Annotated in this window: 18 protein-coding genes; 3 read left to right on the top strand and 15 right to left on the bottom strand. The window is 29.4% G+C overall.

The window, feature by feature from the left end; all coding sequences use genetic code 11:
• Positions 1-14 precede the first annotated feature (14 nt).
• From guaA to AC5SL4_RS01305, 7 genes are read right to left on the bottom strand one after another with little or no spacing between them, the layout of a single operon-like run.
• Entirely contained in the window at positions 15-1,580 is a 1,566-nt protein-coding gene (guaA, locus tag AC5SL4_RS01335) for a glutamine-hydrolyzing GMP synthase (RefSeq protein WP_011281838.1), read from the bottom strand.
• Positions 1,570-2,007, bottom strand: a complete 438-nt coding sequence (locus AC5SL4_RS01330; RefSeq protein WP_006997255.1) for a tetratricopeptide repeat protein — start codon at positions 2,005-2,007, stop codon at positions 1,570-1,572. The genes guaA and AC5SL4_RS01330 overlap by 11 nt, the downstream gene beginning before the upstream one ends.
• On the bottom strand, positions 2,007-3,083 hold the full coding sequence (gene guaB / locus AC5SL4_RS01325; protein WP_006997256.1) for an IMP dehydrogenase: 1,077 nt from the start codon (positions 3,081-3,083) through the stop codon (positions 2,007-2,009). Before guaB ends, AC5SL4_RS01330 begins: the two co-directional genes overlap by 1 nt.
• Positions 3,084-3,120: 37 nt before the next feature.
• Entirely contained in the window at positions 3,121-3,732 is a 612-nt protein-coding gene (locus AC5SL4_RS01320; RefSeq protein WP_006997257.1) for an RlmE family RNA methyltransferase, read from the bottom strand.
• Complete coding sequence (locus AC5SL4_RS01315; RefSeq protein ID WP_011281836.1) at positions 3,733-4,644, bottom strand: glycosyltransferase; 912 nt, start codon at positions 4,642-4,644, stop codon at positions 3,733-3,735.
• Positions 4,645-5,448, bottom strand: coding sequence for a CDP-diacylglycerol--serine O-phosphatidyltransferase (pssA, locus tag AC5SL4_RS01310; protein ID WP_494587459.1), 804 nt, complete (start codon positions 5,446-5,448; stop codon positions 4,645-4,647).
• A gap of 3 nt (positions 5,449-5,451) precedes the next feature.
• Positions 5,452-6,099: a phosphatidylserine decarboxylase gene (locus AC5SL4_RS01305; RefSeq protein WP_011281835.1), complete on the bottom strand. Its 648-nt coding sequence runs from the start codon at positions 6,097-6,099 to the stop codon at positions 5,452-5,454.
• 77 nt (positions 6,100-6,176) lie between these two features.
• Between AC5SL4_RS01305 and AC5SL4_RS01300 the strand changes: the two genes are divergently transcribed.
• The gene (locus AC5SL4_RS01300; protein ID WP_006997261.1) at positions 6,177-7,391 is read left to right on the top strand and encodes an NADP-dependent isocitrate dehydrogenase; all 1,215 of its coding nucleotides are present in this window, start codon (positions 6,177-6,179) and stop codon (positions 7,389-7,391) included.
• On the opposite strand, the gene alaS is transcribed toward AC5SL4_RS01300, so the two are convergent.
• The 6 genes from alaS to AC5SL4_RS01270 all read right to left on the bottom strand — a co-directional run bounded on the left by alaS (position 7,384) and on the right by AC5SL4_RS01270 (position 14,570).
• Complete coding sequence (alaS, locus tag AC5SL4_RS01295) at positions 7,384-10,053, bottom strand: alanine--tRNA ligase (RefSeq protein WP_494587457.1); 2,670 nt, start codon at positions 10,051-10,053, stop codon at positions 7,384-7,386. The genes AC5SL4_RS01300 and alaS overlap by 8 nt on opposite strands.
• Before the next feature lie 97 nt (positions 10,054-10,150).
• Positions 10,151-11,302, bottom strand: coding sequence for a recombinase RecA (gene recA, locus AC5SL4_RS01290; protein ID WP_494587456.1), 1,152 nt, complete (start codon positions 11,300-11,302; stop codon positions 10,151-10,153).
• Positions 11,303-11,406: 104 nt separating this feature from the next.
• Positions 11,407-12,705, bottom strand: a complete 1,299-nt coding sequence (locus tag AC5SL4_RS01285; RefSeq protein WP_494587455.1) for a TolC family outer membrane protein — start codon at positions 12,703-12,705, stop codon at positions 11,407-11,409.
• Positions 12,705-13,631: a uridine kinase gene (locus AC5SL4_RS01280; RefSeq protein ID WP_494587454.1), complete on the bottom strand. Its 927-nt coding sequence runs from the start codon at positions 13,629-13,631 to the stop codon at positions 12,705-12,707. The genes AC5SL4_RS01285 and AC5SL4_RS01280 overlap by 1 nt, the downstream gene beginning before the upstream one ends.
• A gap of 6 nt (positions 13,632-13,637) precedes the next feature.
• On the bottom strand, positions 13,638-14,000 hold the full coding sequence (locus AC5SL4_RS01275; protein WP_018413915.1) for a GFA family protein: 363 nt from the start codon (positions 13,998-14,000) through the stop codon (positions 13,638-13,640).
• The gene (locus AC5SL4_RS01270; RefSeq protein WP_018413914.1) at positions 14,001-14,570 is read right to left on the bottom strand and encodes an SOUL family heme-binding protein; all 570 of its coding nucleotides are present in this window, start codon (positions 14,568-14,570) and stop codon (positions 14,001-14,003) included.
• 165 nt (positions 14,571-14,735) lie between these two features.
• Here AC5SL4_RS01270 and AC5SL4_RS01265 point away from each other — a divergent pair, with 165 nt between their 5' ends.
• A complete protein-coding gene (locus AC5SL4_RS01265) occupies positions 14,736-15,131 on the top strand; it encodes a LexA family protein (protein ID WP_018413913.1) in 396 nt (131 codons plus the stop codon).
• Entirely contained in the window at positions 15,109-16,389 is a 1,281-nt protein-coding gene (locus AC5SL4_RS01260; RefSeq protein ID WP_006997269.1) for a Y-family DNA polymerase, read from the top strand. Before AC5SL4_RS01265 ends, AC5SL4_RS01260 begins: the two co-directional genes overlap by 23 nt.
• Here the strand turns inward: AC5SL4_RS01260 and AC5SL4_RS01255 are convergent.
• Positions 16,382-17,254 carry a glycosyltransferase family 2 protein gene (locus tag AC5SL4_RS01255; RefSeq protein ID WP_006997270.1) on the bottom strand — a complete coding sequence of 291 codons (873 nt, stop codon included), beginning with the start codon at positions 17,252-17,254 and terminating at the stop codon, positions 16,382-16,384. The two genes, AC5SL4_RS01260 and AC5SL4_RS01255, sit on opposite strands and share 8 nt — an antisense overlap.
• Positions 17,251-18,573, bottom strand: a complete 1,323-nt coding sequence (locus tag AC5SL4_RS01250) for a glycosyltransferase family 39 protein (protein WP_494587453.1) — start codon at positions 18,571-18,573, stop codon at positions 17,251-17,253. Before AC5SL4_RS01250 ends, AC5SL4_RS01255 begins: the two co-directional genes overlap by 4 nt.
• Between the last annotated feature and the right edge of the window lie 70 nt (positions 18,574-18,643).

Raw genomic sequence — 18,643 nt, 5'->3', positions numbered from 1 at the left:
TCTATAGTAAAGTATTACTCTAATTCAATGGTACTAGGTGGTTTTGAAGTAACATCATAAACAACTCTGTTTATACCTCTAATATTATTAATAATTTGATTAGAGATTGATTGCATAAAACCTTTAGGAAAATCAAAAAAATCAGCAGTCATTCCATCTTCAGAGGTAATTGCTCTTAACAAACAAATATGTTCGTAAGTTCGATTATCACCCATAACACCCACAGTTTTTACTGGTAGGAGTGCAGCATATGCTTGCCAAATTTTATCATATAACCCATGCTCTCTTAAAGCTTTTATAAAATAGAAATCAGCCTCTTTTAAAATTTTAATTTTTTCATTGGTTATAATACCGGGCATTCTAATAGCTAGACCAGGACCGGGAAATGGATGTCTAGAGATTATGTCATTAGATAAATTAAGTTCTAATCCTAATTTTCTAACTTCATCTTTAAATAAAAATTTAAGAGGTTCTACTAATTTTAATTTCATTCTTTTAGGAAGGCCCCCTACATTATGATGTGATTTTATTTTTGAAGTTTGACTACCAGTCACAGATTTACTTTCAATTAAGTCTGGATAAAGAGTGCCCTGAGCAAGAAATTTAACATTCTTAATTCTATTAGCATATCTTTCAAATATTTTAATAAATAGATTACCAATGATTTTTCGTTTTTTTTCAGGATCAGATACATTTGTTAATTTTCTAATAAATTCTTTTTCTGCATTAACATAAATCAAATTAATTTTTAATTTTTTCTTAAAAGTATTAACTACTTGTATTTCTTCATTTTTTCTTAAAAGGCCATTATTAACAAAAATACAAGTTAAATTTTTTCCAATTGCTTTGCTTAATAATTGTGCAACCACACTACTATCCACACCACCCGACAATCCACAAATTACTTTGTTGTCACCTACTTGGTCTTTAATTTCATTAATTAATTTTAATTTTTGATCTTTTGATGACCAGTTTTTTTTAATTTTACAAATAAGAAAAACAAAATTTCTTAATAAAATTTTACCTTTATTAGTGTGTGTTACTTCAGGGTGAAATTGTACACCATAAAAATTTTCTTTAATATTTTCAATAATTGTTAATTTAGAGTTTTTTGTAGAAGCTATAATTTTAAAATTTTTTGGCATCTTTGATACTTGATCAGCATGGCTCATCCAAACATCACTTCTATTATTTTTATTAAAAAAATTCTTAGTTAAAGTACTATTGGATACTTTGTTTATAGTGGCTAAACCAAATTCTCTATGTTTTGATTTTTTAACTTTGCCACCTAATAGTTTTGACAATATCTGATGTCCAAAACATATACCCAGGATTGGAATTCCAAGTTTTAATATCTTCTTATCAAATTTAAATTTATCATTTTCATAAACATTAAGAGGTCCACCAGACAGTATTATTCCAGCAATATTATCTTTTGTAATTTGAGCTATTTTTATTTTTTTATGACTTACAATTTCTGAAAAAACCCCTAATTCCCTTACTCTTCTTGCAATTAATTGTGTAAATTGAGAACCAAAATCGATTATTAAGATTTTACTTAAATTATTACTAAGACTCATTTTTAGGTTCCAAATTCTTTAAGGATTCTAAAATAGAATTTTTCTTATCACACAATTTATTGCAAATTTTTGAAAAATTATCTGCTAGTTCTTTTACTTTGGAATAATTAGATCTTTTTAACTCTATTTCCATAAGCATGTAGTTTGCTTCTTCATTTTTTGGATCAAGTAATAACACTGTATCTATATTTTTTTGTTCTTCTCTTTTGTTCTCTTCAAAATTATAAATTTTTGCTAAATACAAATATGAATCTTTGTCCTTAGGGTTAAAAACAATACTTCTTTGAAATAAAAATTTAGATTCTTCATATTTTTGTTCATCGTATTTATTTTTTCCTTCTTCAAAAAAGTTATTTTCTGCAAAAGAAGAACTTCCAAAATTTAAAATTATAAATAGGACAATTATTAATTTATTTATTGTTCTCATTAATACTTGCTCTCATTTTTAACTTGATCAACATTATGAACCATACTTTCATAAAAACCAGCCTTAGTTATTTTTACAAAATTTGGTTTATTTTTAAGGTTTGGTACTTTTTTTGCACCTAGATATCCCATAGATGATTTTAATCCTCCAATTAATTTATAAATTATACTTTTCACATCACCTTTATATTTCACAAAACCTTCTACTCCTTCTGGAACATATTTAGATATATCTTTTTGTTTGGTTTGAAAATATCTATCAGCTGATCCTTTATTCATCGCACCAACTGATCCCATTCCTCTAAAACTTTTAAATAACTTACCATTTTTTTTAATTAGTTTTCCAGGTGTTTCTAAGCTTCCTGCAAACAAAGATCCAATCATTATAGCATCGGCACCTGCTGACAATGCTTTAGCTAAATCACCTGAATATTTAATTCCACCATCTGAAATTATTTTTACTTTATTGTTTTTAACACCTTTTTTAACTGCAAGGATCGCACTTAATTGTGGTACACCAATGCCTGCGACTAGCCTAGTTGTACAAATTGATCCTGGCCCTATTCCAACTTTAATAATATCTACTCCTAATTTTATTAAAAATTTTGCTGCTTCAGCTGTTGCAATATTTCCAGCACATAGAGTTGTTTTGTTTGTTTTTAATTTTTTTATAGCTTTAATAATTTCAGCTACTTTTTTGCTATGTCCATGAGCTGTATCCACAACAATTAAATCAACTTTTTCTTTTAAAATAGCCTCAGCTCTTTTAAGTTCTAAAGGACCAGCTCCAACTGCCGCACCAACTAATAAGTTTAATTTTTTAACTTTTTTAATTTCTTCAACTTGTTTTTTAATATCCAAATTTCTATGAATTACACCAATGCCTCCTGCTTTAGCTATTGCTATAGCCATTTTACTCTCAGTAACTGTATCCATTGCAGAGGATAATAAAGGTATTTTTAATGTTAAATTAGATGATAATTTAGTGCTGGTATCAACTTCAGAAGGTAAAACTTCTGAGTATTTTGGTGCCATTGTAACATCGTCAAAAGTGAGAGCTTCTTTTATAGGATCCATAATCATTTATATATGATTCCCCTCAAAAAAAAAGTCCCTATCTTAAGATTTTACAAATAATAAAACTTTCCTTAGATTCTTTTCTGCTAGACTTGGGTTTAAACACCTTCACTTCTTTAAATAATTTTTTACCCAAAGCAACAATTTCGTTAAATGATGAGCCTAGAAAAATCTTAGAGACAAATCGTCCTTCTTTAACCAACATTTCTTTGGAAAAATTCATAGCCTCCATTGCAAGTTCACCAGTATAAATTGCATCTATATCTTTTATACCCGTTGTATTTACAGCCATATCAGAGACAACAACATCCACTTTTGATTTGAATAAAGCTTTTATTTTTTCTTGAGATTCTAAATCAGTAAAATCACCTTTGATTTGGATTGTATTCTCAATTTCTTCCATACCTTTTAAGTCGATTGAAACCAACCTTCCACTTTTTACTGTTCTTGAAATATATTGAGACCAGCTACCAGGTGATGCCCCTAAATCGATTACAGATATTCCATTTTTAAATATCTTAAATTTTTCATCTATTTCTATTAATTTATATGCTGATCTGGCTCGATACCCGTCTACCTGAGATTGTCTAACATAAATATCTCTTTTTTGTTTATTAATCCAGTTTTTAGAAATTCTATTTTTTTTCAATTAACGACCAAACCTTAAGCTTTTTAATAAAATTTTACCCTCTAAAGTTTTTATATCTATCTTTACTTCTCTATGTAATCTCATGTCTTTATCTCCATCCCAAATACCTGATGCAAGATGTATTATACCCAGTTTATGATTGGGCAAGTAAGGCTCCACAAAGCTTTTTTCTTTTTCATTAAATTTTGGTAAAAGATTACTAACTAACCAATTGCAATTATGAGGTAGGAACTCTGTTTCTAAATCGTCAATGTAAACTGACATGTTAATAGCCAATTGTTCTGAACCAAAAATATTTCCAGCTTTAAGTGTTTGTTCTAAATTTTTTTGCCAAGTCGTCCAGCCATCTGAATTTTTTTCTAAGGAAAAAACACCAATATTAATATGTGGAGCAAAAGCAAGCTTCCGCGCTTTATCTATTCCAATTTTTGACTTTATTGCATGTTTAAAATTTTGAGATTTAATTATTGCTAATTGTCCAAATATCCATTTAACTTTAGACATTATTTTATATCCTGGTGTAAAGGTTTGAGTAATTCCTAATTTTCCATTTTCACAGGCCTTAAAATAAAGCTCTATTGAATTCCAATCCCCTACCCAAGCGTCACAATCTATCCATAAGAATTTTTCATAACTAGGAAAATATTTTGGTAAGAAAGCCCTAGACACTTGACTCTTTAGCCATTCTCTTCCTTTTACTTTAAATGCTGGAACATCAATATCCCATTCAGCTGATTTAATTTCATCTACTTTTTTAGATAATATATTTCTTTGTTGCTCGGATAAACCTGCATCTAAAATGCAAATTGCTGTATCTTTGCTTTGTTCAAAACTTTTAATAGAATCGACCAATTCATTAAGTAATTCAAAGTAATTTGAGTCTGCCAGAGATACAATTACATTTTTTTTCATCTATAGAATGTCTTCAAGGTCTTCTTTAGTGTCACTTTCACCATTTAAAATTTTCTGTTTATAAATTTTTTGATAACTAAAATATCCAACTGGAATTAAGCAAATATAGATTAATCCACAAATGACCAAAACTTTAAATGTGTATATTAATAAAAGTCCAAAAAATAAAACAACACCAAACAATGCAAAAATTGTCAAGTGACGAGGAATAGAAATTTTTTTAAATGCAAATGTAGGTACTTTACTGATCAATAAAAATGATATCAAAATAAACAGTATTGGTACTACTATATCGTAATTAATTTTGACTAAATTTATTTCGCTTAGACTTAATATTAAAGGCATCAATACCAAAATTCCACCTGCAGGTGACGGCACACCCTCAAAGTAATTATCTTTCCATGATGGCTCAGAGTTTGAACTTACATTAAATCTTGCAAGTCTAAGAGCAACACAAACTACAAAAATCATTGTGAGTAACCAGCCAAATTTACCTAAATTATTTAAAGACCAAAAATACATTATAAAAGCTGGAGCTACTCCAAAGCTAATTAAATCTGCTAATGAGTCTAATTCTTTTCCAACTAAAGAAGTTCCTTTTAACATCCTTGCAACTCTGCCATCTAATGCATCAAAAATTGCGGCAAAAATAATAGCTATAATAGATAATTCAAACTTTTCATCTAATGCAAATTTAATGGAACTTAATCCAATACACACATTTATTAATGTCAGTGCATTAGGCAAAAGCATTCTAGCTTTTTTATCTGATACTATTTTAAAATTATTTTTTGGTTGTTCCATAAGCTACTTTTTAGCTAATAGTGTTTCACCAGCAATTGTTTTTTGTCCAACTTTAACCAACGATTCATAATTCTCAAAATAAACGTCAGCTCTACTTCCAAATCTAATCATACCAATTCTTTCACCTTGTTGTAATTGTTGATCCTTTGAAGATTCGCAAACAATTCTTCTGGCAATTAAACCGGCGATTTGAACAACTATTATTTCTTCGCCATGAGTATTTGTTATCTTGTAATAGTTTCTTTCATTGTCTTCACTTGCTTTATCAAGTGATGCATTTAAAAATTTTCCAGGCTTATAAAGTATTTCTGAAATTTTACCTTCACAAGGAGTTCGATTTACGTGACAATCAAATACGTTCATAAAGATACTAATCTTAGTAAATTTTCTATCTTCTAAACCTAATTCTTTTGGACCATCTACTTCATGGACCATCAAAACTTCACCGTCAGCAGGACTGGTTAGATAGTTTTCATCATTTATTGAAATTCGCTCTGGATCTCTAAAAAAATAATAAACCCATATCGATAATACTAGACCAATTAATCCTAGAAAAGTGCTCAGGACATATAAAAATATTGTTACAATGATAGCTATCGCTAAAAATTTGTAACCTTCAGAATGAATTTTTGGGAAAATTTTCTCTAACATAAGCTTCTATTTGATAATTTTTTATTAATATGTATATAAAGCACTAAATTACAATTACTAATATATATTATTCATTTATGGCTAAAATAAAGGTTAAAAATCCAGTTGTTGAACTAGACGGTGATGAGATGACTAGAGTCATTTGGGAATTCATCAAAAGTAAACTGATTTTGCCTTATTTAGATTTGGATATTAAATACTACGATCTTGGTATGAAAAGTCGTGACGATACCGATGATCAAATAACAATAGATTCTGCTAACGCAATTAAAGAACATAGTGTTGGTATAAAATGTGCAACAATTACTCCGGATGAAGCACGAGTTGAAGAGTTTAAATTAAAAAAAATGTGGAGATCTCCAAACGGAACGATACGAAATATTCTTGGAGGTACAGTTTTTAGAGAGCCTATAATTTGTAAAAATATTCCAAAACTTGTTCCAACTTGGACAGACCCCTTAATTATTGGAAGACATGCTTTTGGCGATCAATATAGAGCAACAGATTTTAAAGTACCCGGTAAAGGTAAAATGGAAATAAAATGGACTGCAGAAGATGGCAGTGATGAAATTAAATATGAGGTCTTTAACTTTCCTGGACCAGGAATTGCTTTATCGATGTACAATTTAGATAAATCTATAGAAGACTTTGCAAGATCTTGCTTTAACTATGGAATAATTAAAAAATGGCCCGTTTATCTTTCTACTAAAAATACTATTTTAAAAATTTATGATGGTAGGTTCAAAGATATCTTCCAAGATATTTTTGATAAAGAGTTTAAATCTGATTTTGATAAACTTAACATTACTTATGAGCATAGACTAATTGATGACATGGTTGCTTGTGCTATGAAATGGAGTGGTAAATATATTTGGGCTTGTAAGAATTATGATGGAGATGTTCAATCTGATACTGTGGCTCAAGGTTATGGATCATTAGGGCTAATGACAAGTGTTCTTCTTGCACCAGATGGAAAAACTATGGAAGCAGAAGCGGCTCACGGAACTGTAACTAGACACTACAGAATGCATCAAGAAGGTAAAGAGACTTCTACAAATCCAATTGCTTCAATTTTTGCTTGGACTAGAGGTTTGGCACATAGAGGAAAATTAGATGGTAATGAAGATTTGATTAAATTTTCAACTACATTAGAAAAAGTTTGTATTGATTGTGTTGAAAATGGATCAATGACAAAAGATTTGGCAATTTTAATTGGGCCCTCAAGTAATTATCTAACGACTAATCAATTTTTAGATGAATTAGATGGTCAGCTTAAGAAAAAGCTTAATTAATTAGTTTTTTAATATTTTCAAAAGACTCTTCAATTTTATCAGGCAAAGTTCCTCCAGCTTGTGCAAAGTCAGCTCTGCCACCACCGCCTTTACCCCCAATAACTTCTGAACCAGCTCTAACAATTTTAACAGCATCAAACTTTTTTTCTAATGTTTTGGTAACACCTACAGCTAAGCCAACTTTATTATCATTGATTGCATAAATTATAACTAACCCTTCACCAATTTCTTTTTTGCCTTCATCGATTAGCTTACGTAAATCCTTAAATGGTAAATCCATAATATTTTGAAATCTAACTTTAAATCCATTAATAGTTTGATCGTTGATTTTATTTTTATCTTTATCTTTTAATATTGAAATAACTGAAAGTTGATCAAATTGTCTATTAAGGTCTTTTATTAAAGTTACTTGATCCTTGTTTTGAAGATTAGGTTTTCCTCCTAATTTAATAATCTTTGTCTCTAATTCTTTTATAACTGCCTCATTTTTTTGATCCGACAAATTGGATTGGTTTTCTTTTTCTTTTAAAAAATCAGTTAACTGCACATCTCTTAATGCTTCAACTCTTCTTACGCCTGCAGCAATAGATGATTGGCTAATAATCTTAAATTTTCCAATATCAGCTGTGTTTACAACGTGAGTTCCTCCACATAATTCAGTTGAGAAAAATTTACCTTCTTCATCTCCCATAGACAAAACTCTAACTTCGTCACCATATTTTTCCCCAAATAATGCTAGGGCGCCATTTTCAACAGCTTCTTTAGGTGTCATTATTCTTGTTTTCACCTCTGACTTTTTTTCAATTATTGAGTTTACATAATATTCAATTTTTCTAATCTCTTCATCTGAAATAGGTTTCATATGACTAAAATCAAATCTTAATCGATCAGATTGAACTAAAGATCCTTTTTGGGTTACATGCTCACCCAAAACCCTTCTTAATGCTTCGTGCAACAAATGAGTGGCAGAATGGTAAGCTCTAATATTATTTCTTCTCTGTGTATCTATTTTTAATTCAACACTGTCTTTTAGTTTAACTGAACCTTTTTTAACTTTTCCGTAATGAGCAAATAAATCCCCTAATTTTTTTTGAACATCAGACACTTCAAATTCAAAAATCTCTTTAGAGATTATTCCAGTATCTGCAACTTGTCCTCCTGACTCTCCATAAAATGGTGTTTGATTTGTTATTATAATGCCTTCATCGTTTTCTTGTAGATCTTGAACCTCTTTATTATTTTTAAGAATTAAAGTGACTACACCTTCTGCTTTATCTGTAGAATATCCTAAAAAATCAGTTGCCCCTAAACGATCTTTTATATCAAACCAAATTTGATCTACCGAACTATCCCCTGATCCTTTCCAATTTTTTTTTGCTAATTTTTTACTTTCTTTCATTAATAAATCAAACTTCTCCCCATCGACAGTCATTGATTTATTTTTCAAAATATCTTCTGTTAAATCTAATGGAAAACCAAATGTATCATAAAGCTTAAATGCCGCTTCACCAGGCAATATCTTTTCTACTTTCTCTAGCTCTTCATTTAATATTTTTATCCCTCTATCTAATAAAACCAAAAACTTTTCTTCTTCTGTTTTTAATGTTTCTTTTATTAAAGATTGTGCTCTTTCAAGTTCTGGATAATTATTAGACATTTCTTCTAGAAGCGTTTTAAAAATATTATAGAAAACTGGTTTTTTAGAACCAAGTAAATGTGAGTGTCTCATTCCACGTCTCATAATTCTTCTTAGAACATAACCTCTTCCTTCATTAGAAGGTAAAACTCCTTCTGCTAATAAAAATGAACTTGCTCGTAAATGATCTGCTATTACTCTAAAGCTTGATTGATTGTCATCAGTTACTTTAACGTTTAATGTGTCAGATGCAGATAGTATTAGTTTTTTAAAATGATCTGTTTCGTAGTTATCGTGTGTTCCCTGTAATAGTGCCGCTATTCTCTCAAGACCCATACCCGTATCCACAGATGGTTTTGGTAAATTTATTCTCTTATCTTTTGAAATTTGCTCATATTGCATGAATACTAAATTCCATATTTCTATAAACCTATTACCATCTTCGTTTTTAGTGCCAGGTAAACCACCCTCTAGATGATCACCGTGATCATAAAATATTTCAGAACATGGTCCACAAGGCCCTGTATCACCCATTGACCAAAAGTTATCTGACGTTGCTATCTTGATTATTCTATCATCACTAAAACCAGCTATTTTCTTCCAAAAGTTAAATGCTTCTTCATCGTTATGATAAACTGTTACATAGAGACGATTTTTATCAATTCCGAACTCTTTAGTTATTAAATTCCATGCGTAACTAATTGCCTCTTCTTTAAAATAATCTCCAAATGAAAAATTTCCAAGCATTTCAAAAAATGTATGGTGTCTTGGTGTATAACCTACATTTTCAAGGTCGTTATGCTTACCACCTGCCCTTACACATTTTTGCGAAGTTGTTGCTCTTACATAGTCTCTTTTCTCTAATCCAGTAAATACATTTTTAAATTGTACCATTCCTGAATTTGCAAACATTAATGTCGGATCATTATTTGGAACTAAATTACTAGATTCAACAATCTTGTGATCATTTTTTTCAAAATAATCTAAAAAAGTTGTTCTGATTTGATTTAACGTTTTGTCAGCCATATAATTAAAATACAGCTTTTTTATTTGATGTCTAGATAAGTGTAGGGAAAAAAGGCGCTTAAATTAAGCGCCTTTTAATAATTAAAGATGACTTTAACTAATTCTTTTTAGATGGAGATGTTACTTCTTCCTTTGTTTCCAGTTTAGGCTCCTCTATTTGATCTTTTGCTGCTTTTTCTGGATCTAGTGGATTACCTTCAATTTTTTTTGCTATCACTCCAGCCTTTTCTCTAATTGCCATTTCAATTTCTGCAGCAATTTGAGGATTTTGCTCTAAATAAATTTTAGCATTTTCTCTTCCTTGGCCAATTTTTTCACCTTTATAAGCATACCAAGCTCCAGCTTTTTCAACAATGTCAGCTTTTGCACCAAGGTCAACTAATTCACCTACTTTACTAATACCTTTGCCGTACATTAGGTCAAATTCAACAACTTTAAATGGTGGTGCTACTTTATTTTTAACCACTTTAACTCTTGTTGAGTTACCAATAATTTCATCTCCATTTTTAATGGCACCAATTCTTCTAATGTCCATTCTAACAGATGAATAAAACTTAAGTGCATTTCCACCAGATGTAGTCTCTGGACTTCCAAACATAACTCCAATTTTCATTCTAATTTGGTTAATAAAAATCATCATTGTGTTCGTGCTTGAGATTGAGCCTGTTAGTTTTCTTAAAGCCTGACTCATTAATCTTGATTGAAGTCCTACATGGTGATCTCCCATTTCTCCTTCAATTTCAGCTCTAGGTGTTAGCGCTGCAACAGAGTCAATTACGATAACAGAAATCGATCCTGATTTAACTAAAGTATCAGCTATTTCTAGAGCTTGTTCACCAGTATCTGGTTGTGAAATTAATAATTCTTCAGTATCTACACCAAGTTTTTTTGCATAAATTGGATCTAAAGCATGCTCTGCATCTATAAATGCACAAATTCCTCCAGCTTTTTGAGCTTCTGCTAATACTTGCAATGCTAAAGTTGTTTTACCAGATGATTCTGGTCCATAGACTTCAATAACTCTTCCTTTTGGTAAACCACCTATTCCAAGCGCTACATCTAAACTTAATGATCCAGTTGAAATAGACTCGACGTCCATCGCTCTTCTTTGGCCAAGTTTCATTACTGATCCTTTTCCAAAATTATCGATAATTTGGCTCATTGCCGCGTCCAAAGCTTTGTTTTTTTCGTTGCCTTCTGATTGTTGCGCTTTTGTAGATTTAACTACTTTTAGGTTGTTTTTAGTCATTTTATGCCTTTTTTATTAAATAATTAGTGTTCGAATCGTCTCTTAAATGTACACATTTTGTTCTTATTTTCAATAGTTATTTTTTTTATAATAAAATGGCTTAATTACTGTATTTTTAAGTAATTGCTATTCAACAAACCAATGGCTTGAAGAAGTTTAAATTGTGAAAGTAAATAATTTCTTTCAGAATTTGCTAGGCTTATTTTTGAGTTTAATAAAATTGAGTTTGACTGAATAACATCAAGTGTAGATCTTCCAAGACCTGTTTCATATTCAACTGTTATTCCTTCGTTTGCCGTTTCTGCAGCTTTAACTTGCGCAGTAACTGAATTCAATAAACTTTTTGATACTTGAAAGCTTGACCATGCACTTGCAATATTTGCATCATTTGTTTTTAAGGTATTATCTAATAATAATTTTTTTCTATTTTTCAAATTTTTACTTTTATTTAATGAGGCAGTATTTTTTCCACCATTAAAAATTGGCCATGAAATAGTTGCTTTTAATATTTCTTTATCACGCTCTCCAATACTTGAGCTTACATTGTCTGATTTTGAACTATTAAAGGATAAAGATGCAGACGGTGATAGATCAGATCTAGCTATAGTTACATCTTGTTCAGATTGTTCATACTCTAACCTTGAAATAATTAAATTTGGATTAGTTGTTTTTGAAATTTCAATTGCTTCATTTAAATTTTTTGGTAATTCAAAAGTTAAATCTGAATTCTTGCTCAAAGTATTAGTATTTACAATTGGGCCTATAATTTTTTCATAGGTTAGCTTAGCTGTAATTGTTTCATTTTTTGCTTGTAAAAATTGTGCTTGTGCACCTGCAAGTGAAGACTCGGATTGTGCTAAATCAGATATAGTAATTTGACCTCTTTCTAATCTTGCTTGATTGGTCTCAACTTGCCTCTTTAACAGGTTAACGTTATCTTGATTAATCTTAAGTTTTTCATCAGAAAAAACTAAACCTGAATAAGCTTCAATAGCTTGGTACAAAATCTCCTGTTCGGTTTTTAAAAGTTTTGCCTCAGCTAAAGTTAATCCAATTTTACTTTTTTCCATGCTAGCTATACCTGCAAATCCTTGGAATAATTTTTGCTCAATATTTATTGATTGAGTTTTTGGATCGACATCAGTAAAAGATGAATTGGCACCTGTTCCATCAGTTAACTTTTCTGTATTTTCTTGGCTCTTAGAACCTGACAGTGTTACACTTGGTAAAAATTCACTTCTTGATATTTTTACATCTTCTCTAGAAACTTGAATATTTTCACGTTCTGCATTTAATACCGGGTTTTCATTGTACGCTTGTAACAATGCTTTTGATAAAGGTACTGAAAAAGCTTTTCCATTAAAAAGAATAATAGCTAAAGATATTAATATTATTTTTTTCATTATTTTCTAAATTTTATTTTTTCAATCTGATGATTACTATTTAAATTCATTATAACTGATGAGCTTTTTATCGCATCTTTAAACATTTGTTGAGTAATTCTTTGATAAGTCTGCATAAAGTTTATCACATCTCCACTGCTCATAATCTTTAGGTTTTTCTTGTTTTTTGTTTGAACCCAGAGCTTTCGCTCCTGTTTTAATCTCCATTCTCTTAATAAGCTAAAGTTTTTAGCCTTTAGATACAGTAATCCATCTAATTGTTTGAATAAGGTTTTGTATTTAGTTTTTAATTGATTGTTAACATGGGTTCTCCATTTAGTTCCTTGATCATAAACTTTTTCAAGTGAGTTAATTGGTTTTTTAAGCTGGCTACTTGATTGGGCTCTTGCTCCAACACACCAACCTTCAAAAATGACCACATCAGGCTTTGTTTTGATTTTATACCACAAACTCTTTTGGCACCTATCATCTATTGCTTTATTAAATGTTGGAATTTGTAAACTTTTAAAGTTTTTATCTTTAATCTGTTTAAAAAAATTTAACATTAAATCTACATCGTGAGTTCCTGGTACTCCTCTTGTCATTAATAAAGGGTGTTTATTTTTAGACAATAATGTTCTGTCTTTTCTTGTTTTATAAAAATCATCGATAGAAACTTTAAAAACATTTAACTTAAAATATTTTTTTAAAATTAAAGTTAAAATTGATGAGATAGTTGTTTTGCCTGACCCTTGTCCTCCAGCTAAACCTATCATTAATGGTTTTTTTTTATTAACTTTTTTTGCTATCCAAAAACTAACAGGTATTAAAAAAGATTTGATCATCTTATCTTTATTTTTAAATTTATCCTTCTTAGTTTCTTGAGAAGAGATAAATTTAAAACAATCTTTTTTTACTTTTTTAAAACAATCATTAACTGCTTGCATAAAAAATTACTTATTGTCTAGAGGATGATTTTGCCCATCATTGACTGCAACATTTTCTAATTCAAACGTATTTATTTCATCTACGCATCCAAGATTAAATCCTGTCATAGCTGGGTTGGCTCTTGGATTATGATGTGTGTAAATTCCACAGTTCGAACAAAAATAGTGTTTCGCAATTTTTGAATGAAATTGATAAAGTTTTAACTTATCTTCACCTTTAATTATTTTAAAATCTTCGTTCTTAACCATAGACATTATTGCTCCTTTTCTTTTACAAATAGAACAATTACATTTTAAAACTTTTTCTAAGTTATCAGGCACGTTTATTTCTGCTTCTACTTCTCCACAGTGACATGTTAGTTTTTTCATTTATATTTCTCCTTTATTTTTTATATTTATTTCAAACATTGCTTCATTTCTTCTATTCATGGGTAGTGTGAAAGGTCCATCGTAAGTTGCTTTAATAGGTGGGCTCAAAATTATCATATTATCTTTTTTTAATTCATTTTCTAAAATACTTTTATGCTTAATAAAATTTTTATCAGAAGCCCTTCCTGAGTATCTAATAACCGCATAATAACCACCTTTAATATTTAATATTTTAACATCTGGATTAGACGGGCTCGGTATGTTTTCTTTATTAAATCTTGAAGGTAAATAAAATTGCATGGTCATATTTCCTTTTTTTTGCATTTGGGTGACTGGTGTTGTCATCTTAATCTCTTCATTTTTATCATTGTTGCCTGATATGTAGTTAAATAATTTTCTAAAACTGTTACCTTCATTTGATATATCTGTTTCAATTGCTAAACGATCAGAATATTTTCTGATTTCATAAACTTCATTTTTTTTCACTACTTCATAGTTTGCTTCTTCATAAGACATACTGTTAGAAGTTATAATTAAGCCAAGAAACACAATTGATAGAAATTTTTTCATTTTAATATGAAGCTTAAACTATCTCTGGTTGAAGTTATCCACAAGAGCACAAAATGTAGTTTCAATGTTCACGTTTTGATTCACCTTTGATTCAGTTACAGACTCAAAATACAACCTATTGCGTGTACTGTATAACTAGTCTATAAATTAGAACAAAACAAGAACATGAAATTAACTATTCCCTTTTACTTGCATAAAGCTGGAGCTGGCTTTCCCTCTCCTGCAACAGATTACATTGAAGAAGATGTAGATCTTAATGTTCACTTAATCAAAAATGTTCCTGCAACTTTTATCATTAGAGTTCAGGGAAAATCGATGACTGATGTTGGTATTTATGATGGTGACTTATTAGTTATTGATAGAAGCTTAAAACCTAAAAATTTTTCAACAGTGGTTGCAAATGTTCACGATGAGTTAGTTGTTAAAAGTTTTGTTAAATCAAAAGATGGTCAATTTTTAACATCAGGTTCAAAAAATATTGAAGATAAAATAATTATTGGAGATGAAACTGAAGTGTTTATTTGGGGAGTTGTGACTTATGTCATCCATTCAACGTACTAAGAAAATAGCATTAGTAGATTGTAATTCATTTTATGTTTCCTGTGAAAGATTATTCAATCCTAAGATTAGAAATAAGCCAGTTGTCGTATTGTCGAATAATGATGGCTGCATTATTGCAAGATCAAATGAGGCAAAGTTTCTTGGTATTAAAATGGGTGAGCCTTACTTTAAAGCTAAAGAAATAATACTTAAAAATAAAGTTTATGTATTTTCTTCAAATTATTCTTTGTATGGAGATTTATCTAGAAGAGTGATGAGAACTTTAAAAAGATTTAATCCTGAGTTAGAAATATATTCAGTAGATGAAGCTTTTTTAGATTTGAGTAATTATCCAGATGATGAGGTAGAAGATGTGGGAAAAGAAATTAGAAGCATTGTTTTACAATGGACAGGAATTCCAACTAGCATTGGTATTGCTAAAACAAAAACACTAAGCAAAATTGCAAATCATATAGCAAAGAAAAAACAATCTGGTGTTACAAACTTGATAGGAATTGAAAATATTGATCCACTATTAGAAAAAATAGATATCAACGATGTGTGGGGAGTTGGTAAACAGATGACAAAATTTTATCATCAAAATGGAATTTATAATGCCAAACAATTAAAGAATATGTCAAACACTTGGATTAAAAAAAGTTCTAACGTTTTAAGTTCTAGAACGGCATTAGAACTTAGAGGTATTCCTTGTATACCGTTAGAAACTAAAACTTCAAAAAGAAAAAGTTGTGTAGTGTCAAGGTCATTTGGTACAAGGGTTGAAAAGTTTCAAGAGTTAGAAGAGGCAGTTGCAAGTTATTGTTTAAATGCTTCAGAAAAAATTAGATCAGAATCTTTAATAGCAAAATCAATAACTGTGTCTGTTAGAACAAGCCCTTTTCAAAATAGAGGGGTGTATTATTCAAATGCTAAAACTATAGATTTTCCAATAGCTACCAATAATAGTATTGAAATAGTTAAAACTGCTTTGATTGCATTAAATGAAATCTTTATTAATGGATACAGATATCAAAAAGCAGGCATAACATTGACTGGTTTAGTTAGTTCAAGTGGCAGTAAAAATCTATTTTCCACTGAAAAAGATGAGAAAATTAAAGGCTTAATGAGATCTATTGATAGTACAAATTATAAGTATGGACGATCAACATTAAGTTTAGCTAGCGCTGGAGTAAATAAAAAATGGAATATGAGAAGAGACCACTCTTCAAAGATAGATACAGCTAATTTTCATTCGCTACCAATAATAAAAGCTATTTAAGTTGATCTATGCTGCTAATATTTTCTAAAGAGTTTTCAAATTCTAAAATACTTTCTCTCTGAGAAAGTATAATTACTGAAATCATCATAATAATAACTCCTATAACAGGCAATAATGTAATCCATGATAGATTACCGGCAACTAAAAATAAGTAAGCAATTAAAAAAAATATAGATCTAATCAATAGTGTCATTTTAAAAACAGCTATAATTGATAGTGAGTGTTTTAATAAGTTAATAAAACTCATTTTCGATGGACCAAAAAATCTTTTACCTCTTATTGATGGGATAGATTTTCTATCTTTAAATAGTTTAGCAACAGCACCTGAAAAACTACTCCATGTTGCTTTATCTTTTATCATTTTATTAACTGCAAATTTAGGTAAGCAAATAAAATTACCAAACTTAATAGACTGTCCGGTGAAAACAAAAGTTAAATATTTGTGTAAAAGGTAACAAAGTTTAAAGAAAGAACCTTCAGATCTTTTTACTCTATTAGCTGTAATAACTTTATCAGGATAGTTATTTATCTTATTAATAAGAAGAGTTATTTCTTCCGGTCTATCTTCACCATCTCCATCCATTGGAATTATATAATCGTAATCTTCATGCTCAGCAATATATCTTAAGCCAGACGCATTACATCTAGCATGTCCCTTATTTGTTTTCATGTTGATTATTTTGATAGACTTAAGGTTATTAAAATTAAAATCATTGGTAGGTTTTTCTTCCGTAGAGCAATCGTTTACAATTATAATTGAGAATTCATGTTTTAAATCTCTAACTTGTAAGTCTATATCTTCTAAAAGTTTAAAAGCTGACTTCCAATCATTATATATAGGGATTAAAATTTTTATCTTGCTCATCTATTTCCTACACAAATATTATCAATGCAAATATATTTCGACAATGAATTAAGCTTATCTTTTGTAATAAGCCCTTCCCAAACGGGTCTAGAATTTAGGTGATATGACAAATTTCCAGCATGCCATTCATCGCCAAGGACAACATTAATTGGCAATGTATAATTTTGCTTCCATAAGTATTCAGTTTTAATTGCTATTTCTTTACCTAAATAATCTGTTCTTTTGTCAGTTTCAGTAATTGAAATATAAGCATAAGCAAAGGGTGAAAAAATAAACAAGATCAAAAATATTGATATAAACCCATTTAACTTTTTAAGATTTATTTGTGCTTGAAAGATATAGATAATAAATACACCAAAAAATAAATAAAATGGGGTCATCCACATTGTTCTTATTTTAGACCCTGTTAATAAGGAGGTTAAGAACATTAATCCAATTGGAATTAGATTAATAAATATTAAGAACAATAGCTTCTTATCTTTTAAAGTTACTTTTAACTTAATTTTTTTTATTAAAAAAAATGACATTAAAAAAAATGGAATTAGTATTCCTATTTGTTTACCTAAAAATATTAAAGGGTAAGTTATATGATCTAATAAACTTGAAGTCTCAAGCCCTGTTCTGGCTAGCCCATATGTAATCGTAATATAATCATTATTAGTTAACCAAATTAAATGAGGAATTAATAAAACAATAAAGACCTCAAAAGATATTAGATATTTAAAATCAAATTTTTGATATTTTTTTACAAAAATTATATAAAAAAATAATAGGACTATTGATATTAGAAGGTAAACAAAAAGATATTTTGATAAAAAACCTATGGCTGCAAAAACTCCAAGCAAAAAACAATCCTTAAAGTTTATTGCTTTTTTATCAAATATTTTCCAAGAATAATAAACACACAACGACCAAAAAGGTAATTGGCAAACATTCACATTAAATTCAGGTGTTGTAAAATTATAGAAATAAATACCCTCTAAAAGAAGTACCGATATTAAGCTTAAAGTTTTATTCTTAAAAAGTTCTTCAGCAAATTTAAAAACAATAATAAATGCAGTTACTACAAACAATTGACTTAACAAGTAATAAACCCAGTCCTGCGAACCAAATGCTTGATAAATAACTTCTGGAAAAAATGCACTCGCTGGTGGATGTTTATTAAATCCCCAATCTAAATTACTTCCCCAAGCCAAGGCTTCAATTGTATCAAGTGGTAAATTGTTATTTGTTAATGTTGGAATCAATGTCCATAAAATTAAATGAATTATAAGAAAACTATAAAACAATTTATTTATATTGTTTTTATTGATTAACATTTCATTGATTTTATATGAATTAAGCTTGCTTGACACGTATTAATTGCTGAATATACTCCGGCCACTAAAT

The sequence above is a fragment of the Candidatus Pelagibacter sp. PS_02 genome (assembly GCF_059418065.1).
Note: the sequence above shows the minus strand (reverse complement) of the source record. Positions and strands in the feature narration are given on the sequence as shown.

What these genes read in the sequence shown, in the direction of transcription:
- pssA (WP_494587459.1), bottom strand. Translation starts at nt 5,448, where the DNA reads ATGGAACAACCAAAAAATAATTTTAAAATAGTATCAGATAAAAAAGCT.
- AC5SL4_RS01285 (WP_494587455.1), bottom strand. Translation starts at nt 12,705, where the DNA reads ATGAAAAAAATAATATTAATATCTTTAGCTATTATTCTTTTTAATGGA.
- AC5SL4_RS01275 (WP_018413915.1), bottom strand. Translation starts at nt 14,000, where the DNA reads ATGAAAAAACTAACATGTCACTGTGGAGAAGTAGAAGCAGAAATAAAC.
- AC5SL4_RS01255 (WP_006997270.1), bottom strand. Translation starts at nt 17,254, where the DNA reads ATGAGCAAGATAAAAATTTTAATCCCTATATATAATGATTGGAAGTCA.
- recA (WP_494587456.1), bottom strand. Translation starts at nt 11,302, where the DNA reads ATGACTAAAAACAACCTAAAAGTAGTTAAATCTACAAAAGCGCAACAA.
- AC5SL4_RS01260 (WP_006997269.1), top strand. Translation starts at nt 15,109, where the DNA reads ATGTCATCCATTCAACGTACTAAGAAAATAGCATTAGTAGATTGTAAT.
- AC5SL4_RS01250 (WP_494587453.1), bottom strand. Translation starts at nt 18,573, where the DNA reads ATGTTAATCAATAAAAACAATATAAATAAATTGTTTTATAGTTTTCTT.
- AC5SL4_RS01265 (WP_018413913.1), top strand. Translation starts at nt 14,736, where the DNA reads ATGAAATTAACTATTCCCTTTTACTTGCATAAAGCTGGAGCTGGCTTT.
- AC5SL4_RS01300 (WP_006997261.1), top strand. Translation starts at nt 6,177, where the DNA reads ATGGCTAAAATAAAGGTTAAAAATCCAGTTGTTGAACTAGACGGTGAT.
- alaS (WP_494587457.1), bottom strand. Translation starts at nt 10,053, where the DNA reads ATGGCTGACAAAACGTTAAATCAAATCAGAACAACTTTTTTAGATTAT.
- AC5SL4_RS01315 (WP_011281836.1), bottom strand. Translation starts at nt 4,644, where the DNA reads ATGAAAAAAAATGTAATTGTATCTCTGGCAGACTCAAATTACTTTGAA.
- AC5SL4_RS01305 (WP_011281835.1), bottom strand. Translation starts at nt 6,099, where the DNA reads ATGTTAGAGAAAATTTTCCCAAAAATTCATTCTGAAGGTTACAAATTT.
- AC5SL4_RS01270 (WP_018413914.1), bottom strand. Translation starts at nt 14,570, where the DNA reads ATGAAAAAATTTCTATCAATTGTGTTTCTTGGCTTAATTATAACTTCT.
- AC5SL4_RS01330 (WP_006997255.1), bottom strand. Translation starts at nt 2,007, where the DNA reads ATGAGAACAATAAATAAATTAATAATTGTCCTATTTATAATTTTAAAT.
- guaA (WP_011281838.1), bottom strand. Translation starts at nt 1,580, where the DNA reads ATGAGTCTTAGTAATAATTTAAGTAAAATCTTAATAATCGATTTTGGT.
- AC5SL4_RS01280 (WP_494587454.1), bottom strand. Translation starts at nt 13,631, where the DNA reads ATGCAAGCAGTTAATGATTGTTTTAAAAAAGTAAAAAAAGATTGTTTT.
- guaB (WP_006997256.1), bottom strand. Translation starts at nt 3,083, where the DNA reads ATGGATCCTATAAAAGAAGCTCTCACTTTTGACGATGTTACAATGGCA.